At 60.8% G+C, this 22,372-nt stretch carries 23 protein-coding genes; 16 read left to right on the top strand and 7 right to left on the bottom strand.

All coding sequences use genetic code 11. The annotated features are described in order from the left end of the window. Positions 1 to 11 precede the first annotated feature (11 nt). Genes narI through PUT78_RS14570 form a run of 4 tightly spaced genes read left to right on the top strand, consistent with a single transcriptional unit; the run spans position 12 to position 3,536 of the window. Entirely contained in the window at positions 12 to 752 is a 741-nt protein-coding gene (narI, locus tag PUT78_RS14585) for a respiratory nitrate reductase subunit gamma (protein ID WP_274353004.1), read from the top strand. Positions 753 to 809: 57 nt separating this feature from the next. Next, positions 810 to 1,589: a peptidylprolyl isomerase gene (locus PUT78_RS14580; RefSeq protein ID WP_274353003.1), complete on the top strand. Its 780-nt coding sequence runs from the start codon at positions 810 to 812 to the stop codon at positions 1,587 to 1,589. 19 nt (positions 1,590 to 1,608) lie between these two features. Then, positions 1,609 to 2,250, top strand: coding sequence for a hemerythrin domain-containing protein (locus PUT78_RS14575; protein ID WP_274353002.1), 642 nt, complete (start codon positions 1,609 to 1,611; stop codon positions 2,248 to 2,250). Continuing rightward, a complete protein-coding gene (locus PUT78_RS14570) occupies positions 2,247 to 3,536 on the top strand; it encodes a molybdopterin molybdotransferase MoeA (protein ID WP_274353001.1) in 1,290 nt (429 codons plus the stop codon). Before PUT78_RS14575 ends, PUT78_RS14570 begins: the two co-directional genes overlap by 4 nt. 250 nt (positions 3,537 to 3,786) lie before the next feature. Here the strand turns inward: PUT78_RS14570 and PUT78_RS14565 are convergent, their stop codons facing one another. The 3 genes from PUT78_RS14565 to PUT78_RS14555 are packed head-to-tail and all read right to left on the bottom strand — an operon-like array spanning position 3,787 to position 6,945. After that, the gene (locus PUT78_RS14565) at positions 3,787 to 4,905 is read right to left on the bottom strand and encodes an NnrS family protein (protein ID WP_274353000.1); all 1,119 of its coding nucleotides are present in this window, start codon (positions 4,903 to 4,905) and stop codon (positions 3,787 to 3,789) included. Beyond that, positions 4,889 to 5,452 (bottom strand): UbiX family flavin prenyltransferase, encoded by a 564-nt coding sequence (locus PUT78_RS14560; protein WP_274352999.1) that lies wholly within the window; start codon positions 5,450 to 5,452, stop codon positions 4,889 to 4,891. Before PUT78_RS14560 ends, PUT78_RS14565 begins: the two co-directional genes overlap by 17 nt. Continuing rightward, the gene (locus PUT78_RS14555) at positions 5,449 to 6,945 is read right to left on the bottom strand and encodes a UbiD family decarboxylase (RefSeq protein WP_274352998.1); all 1,497 of its coding nucleotides are present in this window, start codon (positions 6,943 to 6,945) and stop codon (positions 5,449 to 5,451) included. The genes PUT78_RS14560 and PUT78_RS14555 overlap by 4 nt, the downstream gene beginning before the upstream one ends. A gap of 130 nt (positions 6,946 to 7,075) precedes the next feature. Here PUT78_RS14555 and ubiT point away from each other — a divergent pair, with 130 nt between their 5' ends. Genes ubiT through ubiV form a run of 3 tightly spaced genes read left to right on the top strand, consistent with a single transcriptional unit; the run spans position 7,076 to position 9,499 of the window. Further along, the gene (gene ubiT / locus PUT78_RS14550) at positions 7,076 to 7,612 is read left to right on the top strand and encodes a ubiquinone anaerobic biosynthesis accessory factor UbiT (protein WP_337994687.1); all 537 of its coding nucleotides are present in this window, start codon (positions 7,076 to 7,078) and stop codon (positions 7,610 to 7,612) included. Further along, on the top strand, positions 7,612 to 8,589 hold the full coding sequence (gene ubiU, locus PUT78_RS14545; RefSeq protein ID WP_274352997.1) for a ubiquinone anaerobic biosynthesis protein UbiU: 978 nt from the start codon (positions 7,612 to 7,614) through the stop codon (positions 8,587 to 8,589). Before ubiT ends, ubiU begins: the two co-directional genes overlap by 1 nt. Before the next feature lie 4 nt (positions 8,590 to 8,593). Continuing rightward, positions 8,594 to 9,499 (top strand): ubiquinone anaerobic biosynthesis protein UbiV, encoded by a 906-nt coding sequence (gene ubiV, locus PUT78_RS14540; RefSeq protein ID WP_274352996.1) that lies wholly within the window; start codon positions 8,594 to 8,596, stop codon positions 9,497 to 9,499. A 75-nt stretch (positions 9,500 to 9,574) separates the two neighbouring features. Here the strand turns inward: ubiV and PUT78_RS14535 are convergent, their stop codons facing one another. Next, the gene (locus PUT78_RS14535; RefSeq protein ID WP_274352995.1) at positions 9,575 to 10,228 is read right to left on the bottom strand and encodes a hemerythrin domain-containing protein; all 654 of its coding nucleotides are present in this window, start codon (positions 10,226 to 10,228) and stop codon (positions 9,575 to 9,577) included. A gap of 191 nt (positions 10,229 to 10,419) precedes the next feature. On the opposite strand from PUT78_RS14535, the gene PUT78_RS14530 reads away from it, so the two are divergent. Both PUT78_RS14530 and mog read left to right on the top strand, forming a co-directional pair. Beyond that, positions 10,420 to 10,929, top strand: a complete 510-nt coding sequence (locus tag PUT78_RS14530) for a DUF2478 domain-containing protein (RefSeq protein ID WP_274352994.1) — start codon at positions 10,420 to 10,422, stop codon at positions 10,927 to 10,929. Beyond that, a complete protein-coding gene (mog, locus tag PUT78_RS14525; protein WP_274352993.1) occupies positions 10,919 to 11,455 on the top strand; it encodes a molybdopterin adenylyltransferase in 537 nt (178 codons plus the stop codon). Before PUT78_RS14530 ends, mog begins: the two co-directional genes overlap by 11 nt. Positions 11,456 to 11,641: 186 nt before the next feature. On the opposite strand, the gene PUT78_RS14520 is transcribed toward mog, so the two are convergent. Then, positions 11,642 to 12,316 carry an NnrU family protein gene (locus PUT78_RS14520; protein WP_274352992.1) on the bottom strand — a complete coding sequence of 225 codons (675 nt, stop codon included), beginning with the start codon at positions 12,314 to 12,316 and terminating at the stop codon, positions 11,642 to 11,644. After that, on the bottom strand, positions 12,313 to 13,524 hold the full coding sequence (locus PUT78_RS14515) for an NnrS family protein (protein ID WP_274352991.1): 1,212 nt from the start codon (positions 13,522 to 13,524) through the stop codon (positions 12,313 to 12,315). The genes PUT78_RS14520 and PUT78_RS14515 overlap by 4 nt, the downstream gene beginning before the upstream one ends. 90 nt (positions 13,525 to 13,614) lie before the next feature. Between PUT78_RS14515 and PUT78_RS14510 the strand changes: the two genes are divergently transcribed. Continuing rightward, the gene (locus PUT78_RS14510) at positions 13,615 to 14,055 is read left to right on the top strand and encodes an RrF2 family transcriptional regulator (protein ID WP_274352990.1); all 441 of its coding nucleotides are present in this window, start codon (positions 13,615 to 13,617) and stop codon (positions 14,053 to 14,055) included. Between the two features lie 8 nt (positions 14,056 to 14,063). Here PUT78_RS14510 and PUT78_RS14505 read toward each other — a convergent pair whose 3' ends face one another. Continuing rightward, positions 14,064 to 14,486, bottom strand: coding sequence for an RrF2 family transcriptional regulator (locus tag PUT78_RS14505; RefSeq protein WP_274352989.1), 423 nt, complete (start codon positions 14,484 to 14,486; stop codon positions 14,064 to 14,066). Positions 14,487 to 14,611: 125 nt separating this feature from the next. Between PUT78_RS14505 and PUT78_RS14500 the strand changes: the two genes are divergently transcribed. From PUT78_RS14500 to PUT78_RS14475, 6 genes are read left to right on the top strand one after another with little or no spacing between them, the layout of a single operon-like run. Beyond that, positions 14,612 to 16,816: a NosR/NirI family protein gene (locus PUT78_RS14500; RefSeq protein ID WP_274352988.1), complete on the top strand. Its 2,205-nt coding sequence runs from the start codon at positions 14,612 to 14,614 to the stop codon at positions 16,814 to 16,816. Beyond that, positions 16,809 to 18,767, top strand: a complete 1,959-nt coding sequence (gene nosZ / locus PUT78_RS14495) for a TAT-dependent nitrous-oxide reductase (RefSeq protein ID WP_274352987.1) — start codon at positions 16,809 to 16,811, stop codon at positions 18,765 to 18,767. Before PUT78_RS14500 ends, nosZ begins: the two co-directional genes overlap by 8 nt. 1 nt (position 18,768) lies before the next feature. Next, a complete protein-coding gene (locus PUT78_RS14490; RefSeq protein ID WP_274352986.1) occupies positions 18,769 to 20,112 on the top strand; it encodes a nitrous oxide reductase family maturation protein NosD in 1,344 nt (447 codons plus the stop codon). Continuing rightward, positions 20,081 to 20,974, top strand: a complete 894-nt coding sequence (locus PUT78_RS14485) for an ABC transporter ATP-binding protein (RefSeq protein WP_274352985.1) — start codon at positions 20,081 to 20,083, stop codon at positions 20,972 to 20,974. The genes PUT78_RS14490 and PUT78_RS14485 overlap by 32 nt, the downstream gene beginning before the upstream one ends. Continuing rightward, positions 20,971 to 21,792, top strand: coding sequence for an ABC transporter permease (locus PUT78_RS14480; RefSeq protein ID WP_274352984.1), 822 nt, complete (start codon positions 20,971 to 20,973; stop codon positions 21,790 to 21,792). Before PUT78_RS14485 ends, PUT78_RS14480 begins: the two co-directional genes overlap by 4 nt. Further along, positions 21,789 to 22,370: a nitrous oxide reductase accessory protein NosL gene (locus PUT78_RS14475; RefSeq protein WP_274352983.1), complete on the top strand. Its 582-nt coding sequence runs from the start codon at positions 21,789 to 21,791 to the stop codon at positions 22,368 to 22,370. Before PUT78_RS14480 ends, PUT78_RS14475 begins: the two co-directional genes overlap by 4 nt. Positions 22,371 to 22,372: the final 2 nt, after the last annotated feature.

Genomic DNA, 22,372 nt, shown 5'->3' with positions numbered 1-22,372 from the left:
AGCACAGGAAAATGTTCGGTAATTTCGATATCAACTATCTGATCTTCGGCATCCTGCCCTATGCGGTGCTGGCTGTGGCGCTGATCGGGACCATAGCGCGGTATGAGCGTGACCCCTTCACATGGAAATCCTCGTCCAGCCAATTGCTGCGGCGCAAACAACTGATCTGGGGTTCGGTGCTGTTCCATGTGGGCATCATCGTGCTGTTTTTTGGCCATCTGATCGGCCTGTTCACGCCCATCTGGCTGTTGGATGCGCTTGGTATCAGCTACGGGCTGAAACAGTGGATGGCCGTGATCATCGGCGGCGCTGCCGGCACGGCGGCGTTCATTGGCTGCACCATGCTGCTGCACCGGCGGCTGAGTGACCCGCGCATCCGCAACAATTCCACCTTTGCCGATATCGGCATTCTGGCGATCCTGTGGGTGCAGATCGTGGTTGGCATGGGGACCATCATTCTGACGCTGGGCCATATGGACGGGTCCAAGATGATCCAGTTCATGACATGGTCACAATCGGTCATGGGGTTGCAGATCAACGCGTGGCAGGAAGTGGTGAATGTGCATTGGCTGTACAAGTTCCACATTTTCCTTGGCATGGTGATCGTGGCGCTGTTCCCCTTCACCCGTCTGGTGCACATGCTGTCGGTCCCGATCCGCTTTCTGTGGCGGCCGGGCTATCAGATCGTGCGCTCGCGCGATGGGGCGAAACCTGTGCGCACCGGCCTCAAACCCATGAAATCGTCGAAGTAAATCGGAGTCAGCGCGCATTCATACGTGCGCGCCCTTCTTTTCAGTTTGGAGAATGACATGAAACCGCTTCTGCCGCCTGTTTTTGTTAACGGCGTTGAAATCCCGGCTGAACGCATTGCGGCCGAGGCACAGAACCACCCGGCCCCAAAGGAAAAACCGGGACTGGCCTGGAAAGCTGCCGCGCGCGCTTTGGCTGTCCGGGAACTGATGCTGCAGGAGGCCCGCGCGCGCGGCCTGACCCCTGACCCGGCAGAGGTATCGCCGGGGCAGGTGGAAACCGAAGATGAGGCGCTGATCCGCCAGTTAAGCGAAGCGGCAATCCAGCCCGCCCCCGCTGATGAGGCCGGACTGCGCGCTGTCTATGATGCGCAGCCAGACCGGTTCCGCGCGCCATCGCTATATGAAGCCGCGCATATTCTGTTCCCGCGCCAGGACGATATGGAAACCGTGCGCGCCCATGCTGAAGGTGTGTTGACGGAGTTGCGGACAGAGCCTCGCCGCTTTGCCGAATTGGCGCGCATCCATTCCGCCTGTTCATCTAAGGACAATGGCGGCTTGCTGGGCCAGCTGGGGCAGGGCGACACAGTACCTGAATTCGAGGCCGCGCTGGAGCAGTTGGGCGAGGGCCAGATCAGCCATCCGGTCGAAACCCGCTTTGGTCTGCATCTGATCCGGCTTGCTGCGCGCGCAAGGGGCGATGTCTTGCCGTTTGACGTGGTATTGCCGCGCCTGCGCGATGCCCATGCCAAAGCCGCCTGGGCACGCGCCGCGTCGGAATTCACTGCGGGACTTGTTGCAAAAGCGGAAGTGAAGGGCGTGCGGCTGCAGGCCGCATGAGCAGGAAAGGGGGTTGGCGATGCCCGACAAGACACCAACGACTGAAAGTCCAGTGGTCTGTCAGGCTGGCACAATCCGCGGTGCGCGGGCGGCGCCGCCACCATGCTGCGGTACCGAATGCCCTATTGAGGTAATGTATGAAGAGAATTTCAACCAGCGCCGGCTTTGCACTGATATGGAATTGCTGGCCGCTACCACCTGGCCAAGGCCGGAACTTGCGCGCCGGATTCTGGTGAATCTGTGCCGGGACCAGCCTGCGCATTTCGAGGATGACGCAAGAGGGTTGTTCCCGCGATTGCGCGCGCGGGCGCTTCCCATGGATGGGTTGGACAAGACATTATCGCGGCTGGCACATACACATGAAGCTGCGCATGCCGCCTTCGTGCTTCTGATTCCTGCTCTGGCATGTATGGCCGGTGGAGATTTGCCCGGTCCCGGGGATCGCGATGCGCTCTACCGTCTGGCGGCGGCTGAACGGCGCCATCTTATCGTTGAAAACGCTATTTTACTGCCACTTGCACGGCTGCGGCTGAGCGATGCAGATAAATCAGCGCTGATGGCCGGGATGCGCGCAAGGCGTCGGCAGCCGCGCGGAACGGATTTCGCCTGCGCCCGCGTCTTTGCCCGCCTTGACCTTTTGTTCCCCGGAGGCCCCGAATGACCCTGCGCCAGCCGCTTCATCACCCTGACCCCACTATTTGCGGCTGTGACAGCGCGCCGGGGCTTGTTCCTGTCGATCAGGCGATCGCGCGTGCTCTGGAACTGGCGCCGCGGTTGCATGGTGTGGATTTGCTGCCAACTGGTGCTGCGACGGGCCGGGTTCTGGCGCAGGATATTGCAGCGCCGGTCCCGTTGCCGTTGTTCGATAATGCCGCGATGGATGGCTATGCCCTATGTCTGGATGACCTGTCAGGCCCGGGGCCATGGGTTCTGCCTGTCGCGGGACAGACCCGCGCGGGTGACAGGCCGGGGGTTATCAGGCGCGGGCAAGCGCAGCGCATACTGACCGGCGCGCCTGTGCCGGATGGCGCGGATGCGGTGATTGCGCAGGAACAGGTTATGCGTTCGGGCGGGGCCATTTCAATCGCGACTGCGCCGCGCCCGGGTCAGCATATCCGCCGCTGTGGCGAGGAGATTGCCATCGGTGCGCGCTTGCTTGCCGCTGGCCGCACCATCGGTGCGCGCGAAGCCGCTGCGCTGGCAGCGGCGGGCCTTCGTGACGTACCCGTGACGCGCCGTCTGCGTGTTGCGATTCTGTGTTCTGGCAGTGAGCTTGTCACACCCGGCGCATCGCTTGCGCCCGGCCAGATATGGGATTCAAATCACGCCATGCTGGCCGCCGCGCTGGACCGGGCATGGATTGCACGTATTGCCTTGCCCGCCTGCGCGGATGATGTGGATGCGCTATGCGCTGCCGTGGACAAAGCGGCGACACAGGCTGATATCGTGATCACGACAGGCGGGGTTTCCACGGGCGATGAGGATCATATGGCCCGCGTGATCGCGCGGCTTGGGGGGCGGATTGCGGTCATGAAACTGGCCATGAAGCCCGGCAAGCCGCTGTCGGTCGGGCTGCTTGGCCGGGCATTATGGCTGGGCCTGCCGGGCAACCCGGTCGCGGCCTATGTGACATGGCATGTGGTGGGGCAGATTCTTGCGGGGCGCATGGCCGGACTGACCACGACCGGGCCAGTCAAGACGCTTGCCGCGCTTGCCGCACCTGTCCGGCATAAGCCGGGGCGTTGCGAATACCGTCCGGCGCATATCCTTGGCCACGATGCACGGGGCGTATTGCAGGTGGCCTGCATGGACGGCGCAGGCGCGCAGCAGATCGCGCAACTGGCACGCGCAGATGCGCTGGTCATGATCCCGTCAGAGGCAGAACAGATGGCATGCGGCGATCTGGTGGAGGTTCTGCCGCTTCATGGCATGATCCTGTCAGGTTGAAACGCTGGCGCTGATTGATGTGTGGGCGAAAAGGGGTGTCCGAAGGCGCCAGCGACATGCCAAGCCTTTGAACCTGGGCGTATACCGCCTGCAGAAAATAAGCTTCTTCAACGTCTGCCCGGTCGCCGCTGGCGCGGCATTATACGCGCGACTATCCGTTCCAGGCCGTCACAGCCGTTGACTCCGCGCTGCTGACCTTCTGTCCCTGTGTTCCACGCTGTCTGTGCGTTCACGTCTGAATCTTGTCTGACTATTGTGGCCTGTCCGCGCTGCCAGAGGTCGTGCTGAATACAGGATGCGGCACCGGCAGGCGGCAGGCCTGCATGTGCGCCACCAGAACCAGGCACCAGCCGAATGACCAGCATGCCAGTGCCGGAACCAGTGCGCCCGACATCCGCAGTAGGGCGGCCATCGCCACGCAGAAAAATCCCGCAACCGCGCAGCGCCGGGCCTTCAGGTGACCGGGGCAACGCAGGGCGCTGGCGCGGGACATCACGGCAATGCCCATGCCGCCCAACCCGCCAATCGCGATGACATGGAACGCGCCGCTGGTGCCTAGCCAGTTCCACGTCCATTCCGCAAATGCAAGCGCATGGATGATCAGCCCGGCTGGGATAAATCCTAACGCGATGGACATCATAAGCAAAAGTGTATCCCCGCGCACAAGCCTCAGGTGCAAGGATGCCATGAACCCTGCAAGTGAAAGCGCTGTACCCAACAGCAGGGCAGATACGATCATCGGCGGACCATTGTCCCAAAACAGAAACGCAGCGCCAAGCGTGATCAGTGCTGCATGGCGCAACCGCCAGCGTGGCTGAAAATGTGGCATGCTCGCGCGATCCGCGACCGCTTGCAGAAAGGCCGCCAGCATCCGGCAACCTATGGCGATGACCAGCCAGACAGGCACCAGCACCATCCGTGGTGGCATGTTCCGCACGAAAAGCGCCGCTGCCGCCAGCAGCAGGCAGACGACAATGACAAGCGGCGGTACGACAGCGCTGCGCCCGCCGTGTTGCCATTCGCGCAGGACAAGCCCCGCGATAATTGCAAATACAGCTGCGTTCAGACCGCGCGCCACCAACTCGGACAGCGGGTGCGCAACCAGTGCTGCCGCACGTGCGCATAGCCAGATCAGCGCCAGGACATGCACGACACCCCCGCGCAGCGGGGCGCGGCCGGACCATGCCGCGCATGCGCTGAGTGCATAGCCCGCGATCAGCGCGGCAACAAACCCCAGCACCATTTCGGACAGATGCCAGTGCAATGTCACATGGGCGGCTATGCCCCAGTGCCACAGCGGAACGGACAGCGCAGCCCAGAGCGCGGCGAGGCCAAAAAAGACACGGTATGCCTCAGCCCGGCCAGGCATCGGCCTGCGCCACGGTAAGGCGCAAAAGATCCACCGCGCGGGCTGCAATCTGGGCGGTCATGGCCTGCATATTGTCAGGTTTCAGATAGAAGGCCGGGACTGGTGGCAGGATGATTCCGCTCATTTCGGTGACCGCTGTCATGTTGCGCAGATGGGCTAGTGTCAGCGGCGCTTCGCGCGCCAGCAGCACAAGGGGGCGGCGTTCCTTCAACTGGACGCCGGCGGCACGTGTCAGCAGCGTGTCATCCAGCCCGCTGGCAATCGCGGCAAGGCTGCGCATGGAACAGGGGGCAACGATCATTCCCGCCACCGGACAACTGCCCGAGGCGATGGTTGCGGCCATATCTGCACCATCATGAATTCGGGCAGCCAGCATTTTGAGTTCCGCTGTCGCATCTGCCCCCAGTTCCAGCGCGCAGGTATGGCACCCCATACGGGTCAAGACGAGATCGACCGCAATCGCCATACGCGCCAGCAATCGTGCGCAATCCAGCGCCAGGGCAGCGCCGGATGCACCGGAAACACCCAGAACAACGCGTGTGTTCATCCTGTACCTTTCTTAAGAAACTTTGTGACAAATTCCATCGCGCGGGCCTCATGCGCTGGATCAAGGGCCATTACCTGCCCCCAGTCGCGCGTTGTTTCCGCACCGATCTTGGTGGTGGCATCCACGCCCAGTTTGCCCGCCAGCCCTTCAAGCGGCGCGGCGAAATCAAGGTAATCCATCGGTGTCCGTTCCAGCACCATCAGGTCGCGGCCAGCATCCATGCGGGTGGACAGCGCCCATGCGATATCGTCCCAGTTTCGCGGATCGATATCTGTATCAACCACGATCACCAGTTTGGTGTAGCTGAATTGCGGCAACATTCCCCAAAGCGCCATCATCACGCGCCGCGCCTGACCGGGATAGCGCTTGTCGATCTGCACCACCGCAATGCGGTAGGAACAGCCTGCAGGCGGCAACCACAGATCGCGGATTTCGGGAATTTGTGCGCGGATCACGGGCAGGGCCAGATCGTTGAAGACTTCGCCAATGACGGACGGTTCATCGGGCGGGCGGCCTGTCACGGTGGTCAGGTACAGTGGATCGCGCCGGTGGGTGATGGCCGAAACGCGCATGACCGGGAATTGTTCAACCGCGTTGTAATAGCCAGTATGATCGCCAAATGGCCCTTCAGGGGCCGTGTCGCCGGGGTGAACCCAGCCTTCCAGTATGATTTCAGCCTGCGCGGGCACCAGCAGCGGCACGGTTTTCGCGGCGACAAGCGTGGTGCGCACACCGCGCAACACGCCGGAAAAGCCCAGCTCCGACACGGTTTCGGGCAAGGGCAGGGCGGCTGACAGCAGCGTTGCCGGGTCTGACCCCAGCGCGATCGCGACAGGCATGGGTTCGTGTGCCTGCGCCCATGTGCGCGCATGGGCTGCACCGCCACGATGGGCCAGCCAGCGCAGTATCAGCCGGTCCGGTCCCAGCACCTGCGCACGGTAAACCCCCAGATTGTAGCGGGCGGTCTGTGCAGGCGCTGATCCGTGCGGACGGGTGATGACCACCGGCCAGGTAATCAGCGGACCTGCATCCATTGGCCAGGGTGTCTGGACGGGGATCTGTGTCAAATCGGCAATATCACTGCCTTGTTGCACGGCTGCACGGTTCACAATCTGCGGGCGCGCGCTAAGCGCCGCGCGCAGCATCGGCCAGCGCGACAGCGCATCGCGCAGCCCATCAACCGGGGCAGGGGTGCGCAACGCGGCAAGGGCTTCGCCAAGCCGGGGCAGGTCAGCAAGCACAATACCCAGCCCAGCGGCCACCCGCGCCCGCGTACCAAACAGGTTGGCAATGACAGGCATTTTTGCCACAGCACCGCTTGAATGAGCCTGTTCAAAACGCAGTGCGGGACCGTTCGCGCGCAGGGTGGCCAGTTGCAGGGCCGTCATCTCATGGCGCAGATCAACAGGCTGGGGCACCGTCAGCAGATCGCCGCTCCCTTCCAGCCATGTCAGAAAGGCACGCAGATCAGCAAAGGGCGGAAGTTGGCGCATGTCGGAGCCTTGATGTTTTGCGTGACATAGCAGCTTAAAATTCCGCATAGATTGATATAAATCAATTAATGGAATGATAGGCTGATATATCGGTTGAGCGACGCATGATCCGGATAAGCAAGAGGGCGCAATGCAACGAGATGGAAAAGACCTTCGCATTCCCGTGATATTATCGGTGCCAATGCAGATTTTACCACTTTGGCCAGTTTCTGCAGCGCTTGACCTGCTTGCGCGTTCCCTTTTGCGCGCACATCCAGAAATATTGCGTAGAATTGATAAATATCAAAATCATCATTTCGTGCTGGATATAACTGATCTGCCTTTCATCCTGCAGCTTGATCCGGCCCGTGCCGGATTGCGTGCCTTTCGGCGCGGGGCTGCGCCTGCGGGTGATGCGCGGATCGCGGGCACTTTCGCGGCGTTTCTTGCCATGCTGCACGGGGTAGAGGATGGGGATACGCTGTATTTTTCCGGCGCGTTGCAGATCGAGGGCGACACATCTGCCGTGCTGGCACTGCGCAATGCGCTGGATGATGCCGAACTTGACCTGAGTGCGGAAATCGCCAGCGCCTTGCCCGCGCTGTCAGCCCCCTTGCGCGCGGCGCTTGCCCCGCTGGAGCGACTGACCGGCCTGCACCTGCGTCGCCCTGCCCAGGAGGTGTATTAATGGAACTGGTCTGCCCTGCGGGTACCCCCGCCGCATTGCGCGCCGCTGTCGATGCGGGCGCGCATTGCGTCTATTGCGGTTTTGCCGATGACACCAATGCGCGCAACTTTCCGGGTCTGAATTTTTCGCGTGCGGAACTGGACAGTGCCGTGGATTATGCCCATGCGCGCGGGGCCAAAGTTCTGGTGGCGATCAACACGTTTCCGACAGCAGGGAATGAGGGGCTGTGGCGTTCCGCCGTCGCCGATGCCGAAGCCGCAGGTGCGGATGCGGTCATTCTGGCCGATCCCGGCCTTCTGGCCCATGCGGCAGAACATCATCCGGACCTGCGCCGCCACTTGTCCGTGCAGGCGGCTGCGGCCAACCCGGATGCAATCAATTTCTACGCAAGCGCCTTCGGGGTGCGGCGTGTGGTTCTGCCGCGCGTCCTGAGTGTTGACGAAATCGCCGCGATCAACCGCGAAATCGATGTGGAAACCGAAGTGTTCGTCTTTGGTGGCCTTTGCGTCATGGCAGAGGGGCGCTGTTCGCTGTCATCCTATGCGACGGGCCGGTCACCCAACATGAATGGCGTCTGTTCACCACCCGAACATGTGGATTACTCGCAAGAGGGTGGCGACAGTGTTGCACGCCTCGGGGGGTTCACCATTCATCGCACCCACAAAGGGGCGGCCGCCCCTTATCCGACGCTATGCAAGGGTTGCTTCACATCTGAGGACAAGACCGGGCATGTGTTCGAAGATGCGGTTAGTCTGGATGCCTCGGCGCTTGTGCCAAGGCTGGTAAATGCTGGCGTTACGGCGCTTAAGATCGAAGGGCGGCAACGCTCGCGGGCTTATGTCGCGCAGATTGTGCGGGCCTTTCGTGCTGTGACCGACGCGCTGGACGCGGGGCGTGCGCCGCCTGCGTTGGCACTGGCACGATTATCGGAAGGGCAGGCCGCAACCACTGGCGCCTATGCCAAGACATGGAGGTGATGCGATGGACCTGACAGTCGCGCCGAACCCGTTTTTCTGGAATGCCGATACTGTGCGCAGCTTCTACAGCACGCTGGCATGTGCACCGGTCGCGCGGGTGGTATTGGGGGAACTGGTCTGTTCCAAGCGGCTGCCCTTCTGGCAGGGCGAAATCCCGCAGGCGATAGATAATCTGCAGGCGGGGGGCAAACAGGTTGCGCTGACCTCGCTTGCGCTGATCACCCTGAAGCGCGAACGCAAACAGATGGCGGAGTTGCCGGGGCTTGGCCTCCCGGTCGAGGTGAATGATCTTTCAGCGCTGCACCATATCGCGCCGGGTGTGCCCTTCTGGGTCGGGCCGATGGTCAATGTCTATAATGAAAGCACATTGCGCTGGCTGGTACGGCGCGGGGCCACGCGCGTTTGCCTGCCGCCAGAATTGCCGATGAGATCAGTGGCCATCCTTGCCAATATTGCGCAGGGCGAAGGCGTCGCGCTGGAAGTCTGGGGACACGGGCGGTTGCCACTGGCAATTTCGGGGCGGTGTTATCATGCGCGCCTGCATGACCGCGCCAAGGATTCCTGTCAGTTCGTCTGTGATACAGACCCGGATGGCCGCGATGTGGACACGCTGGACGGGCAGCGCTTTCTGGTTGTGAATGGCGTGCAAACCCTTAGTCAGGCCTATGCCTGCATGGCCGATCATGTTGGGCAGTTGCGGGAAATGGGGGTGGCCGCCTTGCGGTTGCAGCCGCAGTCGGTGGGGTTCGCGGCGATCTGCGCGGATTATGCGCGGCTTCTGGCGGATGAGATTTGCGCCGACAGATTGGCGGACAATCTTCGTGCCGCGCATCCGCAGATGCAGCTTTGCGACGGGTTCGGGCGTGGTCAGGCAGGTGCAAGCTGGCGTGGGCGCGCGGCCCCTGCATAAGAAGTCCCTTCAGGCCGCATTGGAATCCTTGTGCGATCTGAAACTTGCCCCGGCTGTTATGGCCGGGGCCTTTTGTTACAGGAACCGCGGAAACAATACGGTGTTTTCCAGATGCATATGGGCTACCAGATCCGCAGTCAGCCTTTCCAGCCCATTGTAAAGCGCCTGCCATGATCCGCATGCATCAGGCGGCGCGGTGAAGGCATTTGTCAGCGCCTCCAGCCGGGCAAGCTGGCTGGCATGGCTGTCATGCTCGGCCATCATCGCGGCAATCGGTTGGGCGATCATCGGGTGCCCGCCGGATTTCATCATTGGAAACAGGATCTGTTCCTCCTTTTCCATATGGGATTCCAGCTCCGCTTCTATCCTGGCCAGACAGGTGGCCAGCCCCGCTGGCGCGCCGGGATCATCCGCATGGACATTTTCCACCTTGTCGGCCAGCAGGATCAGTTCAGCCAGGTCGCGTCTGTGGGTGTCATGATAGCGGCGCAGAATATAGTCGATCATTGTGCCTGTTGCCTGCGGCACATCCTTTGCTGCATTGGCAACCAGCGCGGCGCTTCTGGTTTCCAACTCCGCTGCGGCCAGACCCAGTTCCGGCAGCAGTTCGGATAGTGGCCGTGCTTCACCGAAGCAATGCGTCACGCCCAGACCGCGCAGAAGTTGTGCAAGACCGGGAAGGGTCGCAGCAATATCCCCGGTGCGGATGGAATAGTCGATCATTGTCATGTGCGATACTTTCATTGGATGACCGCGCCATAATTGATAATAATCAACTATTGATCGTTGATTGAGATCAAACGTCTTCCTAAAATATACAAAAATATCCGATATGCTGTGCAGTGTTTGATACATGTCAAGGCAGATGGCCCAATCCGCGCCTAGTTTTGTGCATGACCGCCGACAAAAGGACATGCGCAATGCAACTTGGATATATCAGCCTGCAAGGCCGTGGAGCGAATGATCTGTTCCTGGCGGATGTCGCGAAAGGCCTGAGCGGGCGATTGCGTCTTTGTGGTACGGTCCAGACTAATACCGACCGTGCAGACCGGCGCAAATGCGATATGGATCTGCAGCTTTTGTCGACAGGTGAGGTACTGCGCATCAGCGAAGATCGGGGGGCGCTGGCGCGGGGGTGTACGCTGGATACAAGTGTATTGGCACAGGCCACAGTCGCAACCGGCGCTGCGCTGTCGGGTGCTGACCTTCTGATTGTCAATAAATTCGGCAAGACCGAGACCGGAGGCGGTGGCTTTGCGCCTGTCATTGGCGAGGCGCTTTGCCTTGGGCTGCCTGTTCTGGTTGGCGTAAACAAGCTGAACCTGCCCATGTTTGAAGATTTTGCCGGGGGATTGGCCGAAGCGCTGCCCGAAGATCTGCGGAGCGTACTTGATTGGTGTTTGCGCGCCGGTCTGTGTCATGCCGCCTGAATGTGCGCGGATTGCCATCCTGACAGTGTCTGACCGTGCCGCGCGGGGGGAATATGCCGATCTGGGTGGCCCCGCAGCGGAGGTCTGGTTGCGCAACACGATCACGTCGGCCATGGACATTACCCGCCGGATTGTACCGGACGGGCGCGATGCGGTGGCAGATGCCCTGCGCGCCTTGGCGGAAGATGGCGCTGATCTGGTGCTGGTGACCGGCGGAACCGGCCCTGCACCCCGCGACCGCACGCCCGAAGCGTTGGCCGATGTCATCGATTTTGACCTGCCGGGTTTTGGCGAGGAAATGCGCCGCGCCTCGCTTCTGGAAGTGCCGACAGCGATCCTGTCGCGGCAAAGCGCTGGCGTGCGCGGGCAAACGCTGTTCATCACCTTGCCCGGTAAGCCCGCTGCAATCGCGACCTGTCTGAACGCGGTGTTTGCCGCCGTGCCCTATTGTCTGGACCTGATCGGTGGGGCGCGGATCGAAACTGACACTGCCCGTTGCGAGGCCTTTCGGCCGGTTTCCGGTTAGCGGGTGCTCTGTTCTGAGTATAATCGCCCGTTTGAGGGTGATTGTAGCCTTTTGTCGCCGAAAGGGCGCGCACCGGACCGCGCCCTTTGTTCTGCGGGGTCATGTATACGCGCGCAGTCGGCGCTGACCTGCTATTTCGCATGCCTTGGACGCAGCAAACCGGTTCCCGGATTTGCGCAGCATGCGCTATGGCAGGAAGCGTGGCCAGATGATCACGCCCGAAAGCCATTGATGACCTGCAATCACACCGACAAGAGCGCCAAGGCCAAGTGTTACGCGCAGCCCCGCCTTGGGTGGTAATGTTAACCGCGCGCCACGTGTGCGTTCGCGCAAATCCTGCCACACATGCACACCCATCATGCGCCGTTTGCGCCGATCAATCAGCACAGTCCCAAGAATGGCGAAGGCGGTGAACCCGCCGAACATCAGCGCATGCGCAAGCGTGCCATTGACGACCGCATGCGCCCCGGCCCACAGGCCCAACGCGACAAGCACAGGATGGCGCGTCAGGCGGATGACTTCGGGTTGCTCAGGTATGAAATCCGCGTTTCCTGCGCCGCCAAAGGAAAACGGGTTGGGCCGCCCCAATGTCAGTGCAAGCAGCAGCATGGCCAGCAGCATCGCGGTCAGTACGATCCAGTGCGCACCTGTCGGCATGGACCACAAAACCACATGTGGCGCGCGTGCGGCTGCGACGAAAAGCCACGCCAGCACCGCCAGTGACAATGCCGAATAGATGATCCCATAACCCGCTTTGCCCAGCCGCGCCACCAGCCAGGGTTTGACAGGGGGGCGCACCGGCACCGCATGTGTGAACACGAACAGTGCCCATGCGGCGGCATATGTGCCCCAGCCGCTCATGCAGGGCGCGCGATGCTGGTGGGTTTGGGGGCGCGTTTCGGACGGGTCAGGACAGGCCAGTAGATAAATGAGAACCCCCCGAAAGCCACAATCCACAGGGTTGCCGACAAGTGCAGAAGCCAGACCTCTCCCGGCCAGATACCTGCTGCCAGGCGCGCGAAAGTGGCGCCGATCAGCGCCAGATAAAGGGCAGCCACCGCGCGGCTGGCCGTCAGCGGCAGGCCCGCATGGCCAAGGCTGGCGCGAGACATCACCGCAAGGGTCATCAACCCGATGGCCCCTGCCAGCCAGACATGCCGTGCGCCGGACTGGGGCATCAGATCAATCGCTGCGGCCCCCACGGTCACAAACCCCAATGCCAGTAATGCATAGGCCGCATGCAGTACCCATACCAGCGGTTCTGGCCCGGTCAGTAGTCCCTGCCAGCGGGTCATGCGCCAGAAATTCGCAACTCCTGCCGCGACGCACAATATTGCTGTTGGTATGCCATATGGGGTGATCACGAAGGCAAGCAGTGCCACGCCCGTCACTACCATCACGCCGCCGTCAGCGCGGTTGAACGCCACCGGCAGCCCTGTGGCTTGCCGTTTGGCCAGCCAGTTGCGTGTGAAGCTTGGCACGATACGTCCCCCGATCAGGGCAATCAGCATCAGCACCGCCGCAAGCCCCAGCCGCAGGCCATACCCGTCTGTTGTGGGGCCATGCGCGGCTTCCAGATGAAACAGCCCGTTTGCGACTGCAAAAAGCGTCATCAGCGCCAGTACCGGCAGGTTACGCCAGTTCCGTCCGCGGATAATCTCTCGGGTCAGAAAGCCGATCAATGCCGCGGGCAGGGCCAGATCCGCCAGCGCGACCGCCCATGATGGCCAGTCCCCGCCGATCAGCACGGCCAGCCGCCCCAGCACCCATAACCCGGTCATGCCCGCCAGCGGCCAGCCCACCACGGGCAGACGGCCTGTCCAGTTCGGCACCGCTGTCAGCAGAAATCCTGCGACTACAGCGGACAGATAGCCGAAGACAAATGCATGAACATGCCAGTCCATGGGCGGGAAGGCGATGGGCAAGGGGTTGTGCCCGGCCAGCAGCACCAGCCAGAACCCCATCGCAAACGCAGCCCAAAGGCCCGAGAACAGAAAAAACGGGCGGAACCCATAGCTGAACAGGGCAGGGCCGTTCCAACTGCGGGTCTGGCTGGCAGTGGTCGTCATGGGCGTGCGTCCTTCATCAACTGGTTGGCTTGACCATACGCTTACGAATAGGTATCGTAAATACCAATTCAAGCAAAACAGTCGGAAATCATGCGCCTGACCTCTTTCACCGATTACGGGTTTCGTGCGCTGATGTGCATGGCTGGCGCGCCGACGCGCAGTTTCTCGACCGCGGAACTGGCCGAAGAATTCGCCCTCTCCCGCCACCATCTGGCCAAGATCATACAGCAACTGGCCGTGGCAGGGCTGGTGGAAACCCGGCGCGGCGGCGGGGGCGGCGCGAAGCTGGCGCGGGATCCTGCGCAAATCACACTTGGCCAGATCGTGCGCGCGCTTGAAGACGGGCAGGCATTGGTCGAATGTTTTGCGCCCGGCAAGGCCAGATGTACGCTTCTGCCCGGCTGCCGCCTGCGTGGTGAACTGGCCGGGGCCGAAGCAGCGTTTCTGGCGCATCTGGACCAGCGCACCCTTGCCGATATCGCATGGCCGACACCCCCGGACGCGCGGGTGGCGGATATGGCGCGGCAATAAGGCAGGCGCTATAGTGGCAAAGGGAACGCGCCCGGACGCAAAACAATATCTTTAAGGGAATAGCGGTCCATCACATCCAAGAAGGCGCCAAGGGCCTCTGCGAGAATGCGGGGCAAATGGCAATCCGGCTGGATGCAGCATTGCGATTCCGGCGTGAAACATTCGACCAGCGCGAAATCTGTTTCGGTGGAGCGGATCAACACGCCGAGATTGATCTGTTCTGCCGGCATGCCGAGTCGGAACCCGCCGCCGTGCCCACGTTCTGCTGCCAGATAGCCATGCCGTGACAAATGCAGCACGACCTTTTTCAGATGTGCATGTGAGATGTCATAATGCGCCGCTGCTTCGCGGATCGTGGTGTTGCGATCAGTGTTGCTGGCGGCCAGAAGCAGTACCCGCAGCGCATAGTCGGTAAATTTGGAAAGCTGCATGCGCGGTCCAGACACGGTTCAGTGGGATTTATTCCAACGTATATTAAACAGAAGTTTTCAGACAAAGGGGTATTTTATTTGATCCTGATCAAGGTCAAATGAAATATCCTTGATAAATTGCGCCCATGATCTGTCGTATCACCCCTTTTATATCCGTGCTGCTTGCCCTGAGCGTGCTGCTGAGCGCGATACCAGCCGCAGCGCAGACCACGCATCTGCCACGCTTTCTGACCGATATTGCCCCGCAATCACTGGTCGAGGGCGCAACCGGTTTTGGCCCGATGCGCGACGACATCCCCGCAGCCCCATTGTTGCACGGAGGGGTGCGAATCGGCTGGGTTTTCATCACCTCGGATTTTGTCGGAACCACTGGATATTCCGGCAAGCCCATCCACACGTTGGTCGCCATTGACGATGATGCGCGCATCATCGGGCTGAAGATGGTGGCACATTCCGAACCGATCGTTCTGATCGGCATCCCGGAAGCGCGTATTCATGATCTGATGCAAGGTCATATCGGGCTGGATCTGGCCGCTGCGGCCAGGGCTGGTGGCGATATTCAGGAACTCAACATCATTTCTGGCGTCACGGTAACCATCATGGTCATCGATGATTCGATCGTGCGTTCGGGTATCCGCGTGGCGCGCAGTCTGGGGTTGGGGGGGCTTGCCCCCCGCGAAGGGCCTGCTGGCCCGCGCTTTGTACTGAACCCCGATGCACAGGCGGCGGATGACTGGTTCACGCTTGTCGGCGATGGAACCGTACGGCGCATGTCGCTGGATATCGGGCAAGTCAACGCAGCCTTTGTCGCCATGCAAGACCCGCGTGCATCACGTCGCCCCCTGACCGAACCTGATGATGCGCGCTTCATCGACATGTATACCACTGTTGCCAGCGTGCCGACGATTGGCCGCAAGCTGATTGGTGATCGTGAATTCGCCAATCTGGAAAGCTGGCTGGAAGATGGTGATCATGCGTTGCTGATCGGCGGGCGCGGAATCTATTCTTTCAAGGGGTCAGGCTATGTGCGCGGCGGGGTATTCGACCGGATCGTGCTTATTCAGGGCGAGCAGTCGATCCGATTCCGCGACCGCGACAACCGGCGGCTGCGGGTACTGGATGTTGCGGGCGCACCAACTTTCGACGAGCTGGACCTGTTCCGCGTTCCCGCCGAATACGGGTTTGACCCGACCGCACCATGGCGGCTGCAATTGCTGGTAAGCCGGGATGTCGCCGCGCTGGAGCGGGTGTTTACCACCTTTGACCTGGGCTTTCAGATGCCGCGCCCCTATCTGCGCGAAATCGCGGCCCCGGTTGTGGCGCAGGCCGGCTTGCATGACCCCGGTTCCGAACTGGCCGCACAGCAGGCACTGATAGAGCGTATCTGGCGTGATCGTCGCGGGGAAATCGCCGGGCTGGTGCTGATGCTTGGCATTCTGACTGCGGCGTTCTTCTTCCAGATGTACCTGACCCGTTCGGCGCGCGCGACATACTGGTTTCGCATGGGCTTTTTGTCTTTCACGTTGGTCTTTCTGGGCTGGTATGCGGCGGCGCAATTGTCTGTGGTCAATATTCTGGCGCTGGTGGCATCCCTACGGGAAGGGTTCAGCTGGCAGGCCTTCATGCTGGACCCGCTGACCTTTATTCTGTGGTGGGCGGTGGCGGCGGCGCTGATTTTCTGGGGACGGGGGGCCTATTGTGGCTGGCTGTGTCCGTTCGGGGCGCTGCAGGAGTTGACCAACCAAATCGCGCGCGCGCTGAAAGTGCGGCAATTCACCCTGCCTTGGGGACTGCATGAGCGGCTCTGGCCGGTCAAGTACATTATTTTCCTGACGCTTTTTGCGGCCACGCTCGCGTCCGCGCCTTTTGCCAGCCAGTTGAACGAAATCGAACCGTTCAAGACCGCAATCGTGCTGAAATTCGACCGCGCCTGGCCGTTCGTGACTTTTGCGCTGGTGCTGCTTGGCATCGGGCTGTTCATAGAGCGCTTTTATTGCCGCTATCTGTGCCCGCTGGGCGCGGCGCTGGCGATCCCGGCGCGCATCCGCATGTTCGACTGGCTGAAACGCTACAAGGAATGCGGCAACCCCTGCCAGACCTGTGCGAATGATTGCTTCGTGCAAGCCATTCACCCGACAGGTGAAATCAACCCGAATGAGTGCCTGAACTGCATGAATTGTCAGGTGCTCTATCAGTCGGAAACCAGATGCCCGGTCGTGATCCGCACGCTGAAACGGCGGGAGGCGGCCAAGACCGGCATCCCGCCAAAGGCGACCGATCCTGCCCGCGTGAACCACCCCAACCTGAAGAAGGAGATATCTCATGTCTGAACAAACCAGAAAACCCGGCATCAGCCGCCGTGGATTGCTGGGTGCAACCGCGGGCGGTGCGGCATTGATGGGTGCCGGCATTGGTGGCGGTGCGGCCCGTCTGGGCCTGATGGGCGGCGCTGCTGCCGTCGGCACGATTGCCGCAACCAAGGGCGCGCAGGCCGCCGCCGATTATCAGGTCGGCCCCGGCCAGCTGGATGAATATTACGGTTTCTGGTCCTCTGGCCAGTCCGGCGAAATGCGTGTCCTTGGCGTCCCGTCCATGCGCGAATTGATGCGCGTGCCGGTGTTCAACCGCTGTTCTGCCACCGGCTGGGGACAGACCAATGAATCGATCCGCATTCATCAGGAACGTATGCTGCCCCGGACGAAGGCCTATCTTGAAGCCAATGGCAAGAAAGTGCATGACAATGGCGATCTGCACCATGTCCATATGTCCTTTACCGAGGGCACCTATGACGGGCGCTTCCTGTTCATGAATGACAAGGCGAATACCCGCGTTGCGCGGGTGCGCTGTGACATCATGAAATGCGACAAGATCACTGAAATCCCCAATGCCAAGGCAATCCACGGCCTGCGCCCGCAGAAATACCCGCGCACCGGCTATGTTTTCGCCAATGGCGAAGATGAAGGGCCGATGGTGAATGACGGTAGGATTCTGGACGATCCGTCACAATATGTGAATTTCTTCACCGCGCTGGATGGCGACACGATGGAAGTCGCCTGGCAGGTGATGGTCTCTGGCAACCTCGATAATACGGATGCCGATTATGAGGGGAAATGGGCCTTCTCCACCAGCTACAATTCGGAAATGGGGATGACCCTGCCGGATATGACGGCCGCTGAAATGGACCATGTGGTTATTTTCAACATCCGTGCGATCGAACGCGCGATTGAAGAAGGCGACTATATCGAGATGCAGGGCGTCAAGGTCGTCGACGGGCGCAAGGGGCAGAATAAGGATTATACCCGCTACGTACCTATTCCGAACAACCCGCATGGTATCAACATGGCGCCGGACAAGAAGCATCTTTGCGTCGCGGGCAAGCTGTCGCCTACGGTCTCAGTGCTTGATGTCAGCAAATTCGACCTGCTGTTCGAGGATGACAGCCTTGATGCGCGCGCAACCGTTTTGGTGGCCGAGCCGGAACTGGGCCTTGGTCCGCTTCACACCGCTTTCGATGGTCAGGGCAATGCCTTCACCACGCTGTTTCTGGACAGCCAGATTGTGAAGTGGAACATCGAACGTGCCATCGCGCTTTATAATGGCGCGGATGTGGACCCGATCATCACCAAGGTGGATGTGCATTACCAGCCCGGTCACAATTCGACCTCGATGGGTGAAACGCTGGAAGCCGATGGTAAATGGTTTGTGTCGATGAACAAGTTCTCGAAGGACCGTTTCCTGAATGTCGGCCCGTTAAAGCCCGAGAACGAGCAGTTGTTCGTCATCGAGGGGGACAACCTGCGGCTTGTCCATGACGGGCCGATATTCGCAGAGCCACATGATTCCATCATCGTGCGCAGCGATATCGTCAATCCGTTGCACTACTATGACCGCAACGACCCGACCTGGGCCGAAACACGCGCACAGGCCGAAGCCGATGGTGTTGATATCGACGACTGGATGGAAACCGTCGTGCGCGATGGCAACAAGGTGCGCGTTTATATGTCGTCCGCAGCGCCCAACTTCTCGCTTGAGAGTTTTACAGTGAAAGAAGGTGACGAGGTGACGGTGATCATCACCAACCTTGATGACATCGAAGACCTGGCGCACGGGTTCACCATGGGCGATCACGGTGTGGCGTTCGAACTTAGCCCCAATCAGACCGCGTCGGCCACTTTTGTGGCCGCTAAACCGGGTGTCTATTGGTATTACTGCCAATGGTTCTGTCATGCACTGCATATGGAAATGCGCGGGCGCATGTTTGTCGAACCGAAGGACGCATAAGATGGTCGGCCTGCGGTGTCTGTTTGCGGCGCTTCTGATTGCCTTTGCCCCGGTCTTTGCCGGGGCGGGGGAACGCATTGTGCCTGCGGAATCGGGGGCGCTGGCCGCTGCGATTTCCGGGGCCAGCCCCGGTGATGTGCTTATCCTTGCGCCGGGCCGTCATGACGGCCCGGTGACCCTGCCGTTTGCCATAACACTGGACGGGCGGAATGCGGCCACCATTGATGGGAACGGACAGGGCGATGTGATCCGCGTTACCGGTCCGGATGTGGTGGTGCGCGGGCTGACACTGGTGGGTTCCGGCAACGCCCACCCGGTGGTGGATTCTGCCGTGAAACTGGACCGCAGCGCCGAACGCGCGCTGATTGAAAACAACCTGATGATTGAAAACCTTGTTGGCGTGCATGTCTTTGGTGCCACTGACAGTGTCGTGCGTGGCAACATGATCATTGGGCGGCAGGACCAGCGCATGAATGACCGTGGCAACGGAATTTATGTCTGGAACGCGCCCGGAACACTGGTCGAAGGGAATGATATCCGGTTCGGGCGTGACGGGATATTCGCCAATGCCTCGCGCGAGAATATCTTTCGTGACAACATTCTGCGCGACCTGCGCTTTGCTGTGCATTTCATGCATACCAACATGAGCGAGGTTTCGGGCAATGCCTCGATCGGCAATCACCTGGGTTATGCCATCATGTTTTCGAACCGGACGCAGTTGCGGGGCAACCTGTCCTTGCGTGATCGAAGCCATGGGCTGATGCTGAACTTCGCCAATAACGCCGATGTCAGCGGAAACCTGATCCGGGGCGGCACGCATGAAAAATGCACTTTCATCTACAACGCCCATCGCAATGTGTTTGTGGGCAACAGGTTTGAGGGTTGCGATATCGGCATCCATTTCACCGCAGGATCCGAACGCAATGCACTGACTGGAAACGCCTTCATAGGCAACCGCACGCAGGTCAAATACGTAGGTACCCGCGATATGGAATGGAGTCATGGCGCGCGCGGCAACTACTGGTCGGATCACGCCAGCTTTGATCTGGATGGCGACGGGATTGCCGATGCGAAGTTTCGTCCCAACGACATGATGGACCATATATTGTGGTCACAACCTGCTGCGGGACTGCTGCTTGGCTCGCCCGCCGTGCAGTTGATCCGCTTTGCACAAGCGCAATTTCCCGCGACCCTGCCCGGTGGCGTGCGCGACAGCTTTCCGCTGATGCGTGCCCCTGAAATCGCGGTTCCCGATGACATTGCCCGGATGGAAGCCGAAGCCCGGCCCGCATGGCAATATGGAAGGTTGGACGATGCCGAACTTGATCCTCTCACGTCTCACTAAGACATTCGGGGTAACGCGCGCGCTGCGCGACGTAAGCTTCACAGTTGCGCCCGGTGAACGGATTGCGCTGCTGGGCCATAACGGTGCGGGCAAATCCACGTTGATGAAAATCGTGCTGGGGCTGATTCCCTTTGACGGGGGCATGGCAACGGTGCTGGGCGCCGCCCCGGGTGACCGGGCGGCACGGCGTCAGGTGGCCTATCTGCCGGAAAACGTGGCCTTCCATCCCGCGCTGACCGGGTTGGAGCAGATCCGCACCTATCTGCGGCTGCGCGGCGAAGCGGCGCGTGACGCGATGGGCCTGCTGGACCGCGTGGGTCTGGCTGATGCCGCGACGCGCCGGATCGGCACCTATTCCAAGGGTATGCGCCAGCGCGTGGGGCTGGCACAGGCGCTGATCGGCAAGCCGCGCCTGCTGGTGCTGGATGAACCTACATCGGGGCTGGACCCGGTGTCGCGCCGCGATTTCTATGCCACGCTGGACGGGCTGGCGGCTGATGGTGCGTCAATCCTGTTGTCCAGCCACGCCCTGACCGAAGTGGAGGCGCGGACAGACCGTATCGTGATCCTGTCGCAGGGGGCGATGGTCGCCAATGCGTCGCTGGCCCAACTGCGCCAGCAAGCGGCCTTGCCGATTCAGATGCAGGTTCGTGCGCGCGACGGTGCGGCGGACATGGTGGCCGAAAGCCTGGGTGGGGCGCGGTTCAATGGGGCGACGGTCAACCTTAATTTTGCGCCAGACCAGAAACTGGCGCGCCTTACACAGGTCACCGCACTTGGTGCGCTGATCGAGGATGTCGAGGTAATCCCACCCAGTCTGGAGGATATTTACAGCCATTTCAGCAAACAGGTGCGCCCATGAATGCCATACTCGCGATTTCCGCAGCAGAGTTCCGTATTGCGTTGCGCAACCGCTGGGTTGCCATTGCCGTTGCCATGATGGCACTGTTTTCACTGGTGCTGACAGGCGCGGGCAGTGCCCCCACGGGCATATTGGGTGCGGACCGGTTGTCGGTGACTGTGGCCAGCCTGACCAGCCTTGCGGTTTATCTGGTACCGTTGGTGGCGCTGCTGATGAGTTTCGACGCCATCGCGGGCGAGGTGGAACGCGGCACCCTGCCATTGATGCTGACCTATCCGCTGGGGCGGGTTGAAATCCTGCTGGGCAATTTCATCGCCCATATGCTTACCCTGACACTGGCCGTGGCGATTGGCTATGGGCTGGCGGCAGGGGTCGCTATCTGGGCTGATCCGCGTGCCAGTGCGGGTGTCCCTGCCATGGTGCGGCTGTTCTGGACATCGCTGATACTGGGCGCGGCCTTTGTTGCCATCGGCTATGCGATCTCCGTGATTGCCCGCCGCCCCGGTGCAGCGGCGGGGCTGGCCATCGCGATCTGGCTGGTGCTGATTGTCCTGTATGATCTGGGTTTGCTGGCGGCAGTTGTGACCGATGACGGCGGGCGCTTCACCACCGAAATCTTCCCGTGGTTGCTGGTGGGCAATCCTGCGGATGCGTTCCGGCTTTATAACCTTTCTGCGTCCGATGCGACGGCGGCTGCTGCGGGGGTTGGCGCAGCGGCGCATGCAATTCCACCTGCTTATGCGCTGGCTTCAATCCTTTTGTGGCCATTGCTGGGCCTTGGCTTGGCTGTGCTGGCCTTCAGAAAGGTGACATCATGAAACGTGCGCTGTTTTTATCTGTGGCGCTGCTGGCGCTGGGGGGCTGCCGCGAGGATGGCACAGCAGTCCTGCCTGCCCCCGTGACCATGACCGCCGAGGCAGTGGGTCATTTCTGCCAGATGGAAATGCTGGAACATCCCGGTCCCAAAGCACAGGTGTTTCTGGATGGCCTGCCTTATCCGCTGTTCTTCAGCCAGGTGCGCGACGCAATCGCCTATGACCGGATGCCGGAGCAAAGCCATATGATAACTGCGATTTATGTGTCGGATATGGGCGCGCCTGGTGCCACATGGGAAGACCCCGGCGCAGATAACTGGATACTGGCAGATGTCGCGCATTACGTGGCCGGGTCCGACAGGGCGGGCGGGATGGAAACCCCTGAACTGGTGCCTTTTGCCACGCTGACCGCCGCGCAGGATTTTGTCACTCAACATGGGGGTGCCATCCTGCACCGTGATGCTATCGCGGATGATCTGGTTCTGGCCCCGGTCGTATTCGAAGGTGATAGCGGCATCGATCATGATGACGGCGATTTAGATAAGCGCCTGCGCGCCCTGACGCGCGGGCCGGAAGGGTGAAC

Origin of the sequence: Roseinatronobacter alkalisoli (assembly GCF_028745735.1) — a bacterium.
GTDB classification, from domain to species: domain Bacteria; phylum Pseudomonadota; class Alphaproteobacteria; order Rhodobacterales; family Rhodobacteraceae; genus Roseinatronobacter; species Roseinatronobacter alkalisoli.
This window is presented reverse-complemented; position numbering and strand designations above follow the sequence as displayed.

Bases quoted from the DNA above. Each gene is read 5' to 3' on its own strand.
- PUT78_RS14490 (WP_274352986.1), top strand. From the start codon at position 18,769: ATGGTCGGCCTGCGGTGTCTGTTTGCGGCGCTTCTGATTGCCTTTGCC.
- ubiU (WP_274352997.1), top strand. From the start codon at position 7,612: ATGGAACTGGTCTGCCCTGCGGGTACCCCCGCCGCATTGCGCGCCGCT.
- PUT78_RS14580 (WP_274353003.1), top strand. From the start codon at position 810: ATGAAACCGCTTCTGCCGCCTGTTTTTGTTAACGGCGTTGAAATCCCG.
- PUT78_RS14480 (WP_274352984.1), top strand. From the start codon at position 20,971: ATGAATGCCATACTCGCGATTTCCGCAGCAGAGTTCCGTATTGCGTTG.
- PUT78_RS14560 (WP_274352999.1), bottom strand. From the start codon at position 5,452: ATGAACACACGCGTTGTTCTGGGTGTTTCCGGTGCATCCGGCGCTGCC.
- PUT78_RS14500 (WP_274352988.1), top strand. From the start codon at position 14,612: ATGATCTGTCGTATCACCCCTTTTATATCCGTGCTGCTTGCCCTGAGC.
- PUT78_RS14520 (WP_274352992.1), bottom strand. From the start codon at position 12,316: ATGAGCGGCTGGGGCACATATGCCGCCGCATGGGCACTGTTCGTGTTC.
- PUT78_RS14475 (WP_274352983.1), top strand. From the start codon at position 21,789: ATGAAACGTGCGCTGTTTTTATCTGTGGCGCTGCTGGCGCTGGGGGGC.
- PUT78_RS14510 (WP_274352990.1), top strand. From the start codon at position 13,615: ATGCGCCTGACCTCTTTCACCGATTACGGGTTTCGTGCGCTGATGTGC.
- PUT78_RS14555 (WP_274352998.1), bottom strand. From the start codon at position 6,945: ATGCGCCAACTTCCGCCCTTTGCTGATCTGCGTGCCTTTCTGACATGG.
- ubiT (WP_337994687.1), top strand. From the start codon at position 7,076: ATGCAACGAGATGGAAAAGACCTTCGCATTCCCGTGATATTATCGGTG.
- PUT78_RS14575 (WP_274353002.1), top strand. From the start codon at position 1,609: ATGCCCGACAAGACACCAACGACTGAAAGTCCAGTGGTCTGTCAGGCT.
- PUT78_RS14515 (WP_274352991.1), bottom strand. From the start codon at position 13,524: ATGACGACCACTGCCAGCCAGACCCGCAGTTGGAACGGCCCTGCCCTG.
- mog (WP_274352993.1), top strand. From the start codon at position 10,919: ATGCCGCCTGAATGTGCGCGGATTGCCATCCTGACAGTGTCTGACCGT.
- PUT78_RS14530 (WP_274352994.1), top strand. From the start codon at position 10,420: ATGCAACTTGGATATATCAGCCTGCAAGGCCGTGGAGCGAATGATCTG.
- narI (WP_274353004.1), top strand. From the start codon at position 12: ATGTTCGGTAATTTCGATATCAACTATCTGATCTTCGGCATCCTGCCC.
- PUT78_RS14485 (WP_274352985.1), top strand. From the start codon at position 20,081: ATGCCGAACTTGATCCTCTCACGTCTCACTAAGACATTCGGGGTAACG.
- PUT78_RS14570 (WP_274353001.1), top strand. From the start codon at position 2,247: ATGACCCTGCGCCAGCCGCTTCATCACCCTGACCCCACTATTTGCGGC.
- ubiV (WP_274352996.1), top strand. From the start codon at position 8,594: ATGGACCTGACAGTCGCGCCGAACCCGTTTTTCTGGAATGCCGATACT.
- PUT78_RS14535 (WP_274352995.1), bottom strand. From the start codon at position 10,228: ATGACAATGATCGACTATTCCATCCGCACCGGGGATATTGCTGCGACC.
- PUT78_RS14505 (WP_274352989.1), bottom strand. From the start codon at position 14,486: ATGCAGCTTTCCAAATTTACCGACTATGCGCTGCGGGTACTGCTTCTG.
- PUT78_RS14565 (WP_274353000.1), bottom strand. From the start codon at position 4,905: ATGCCTGGCCGGGCTGAGGCATACCGTGTCTTTTTTGGCCTCGCCGCG.
- nosZ (WP_274352987.1), top strand. From the start codon at position 16,809: ATGTCTGAACAAACCAGAAAACCCGGCATCAGCCGCCGTGGATTGCTG.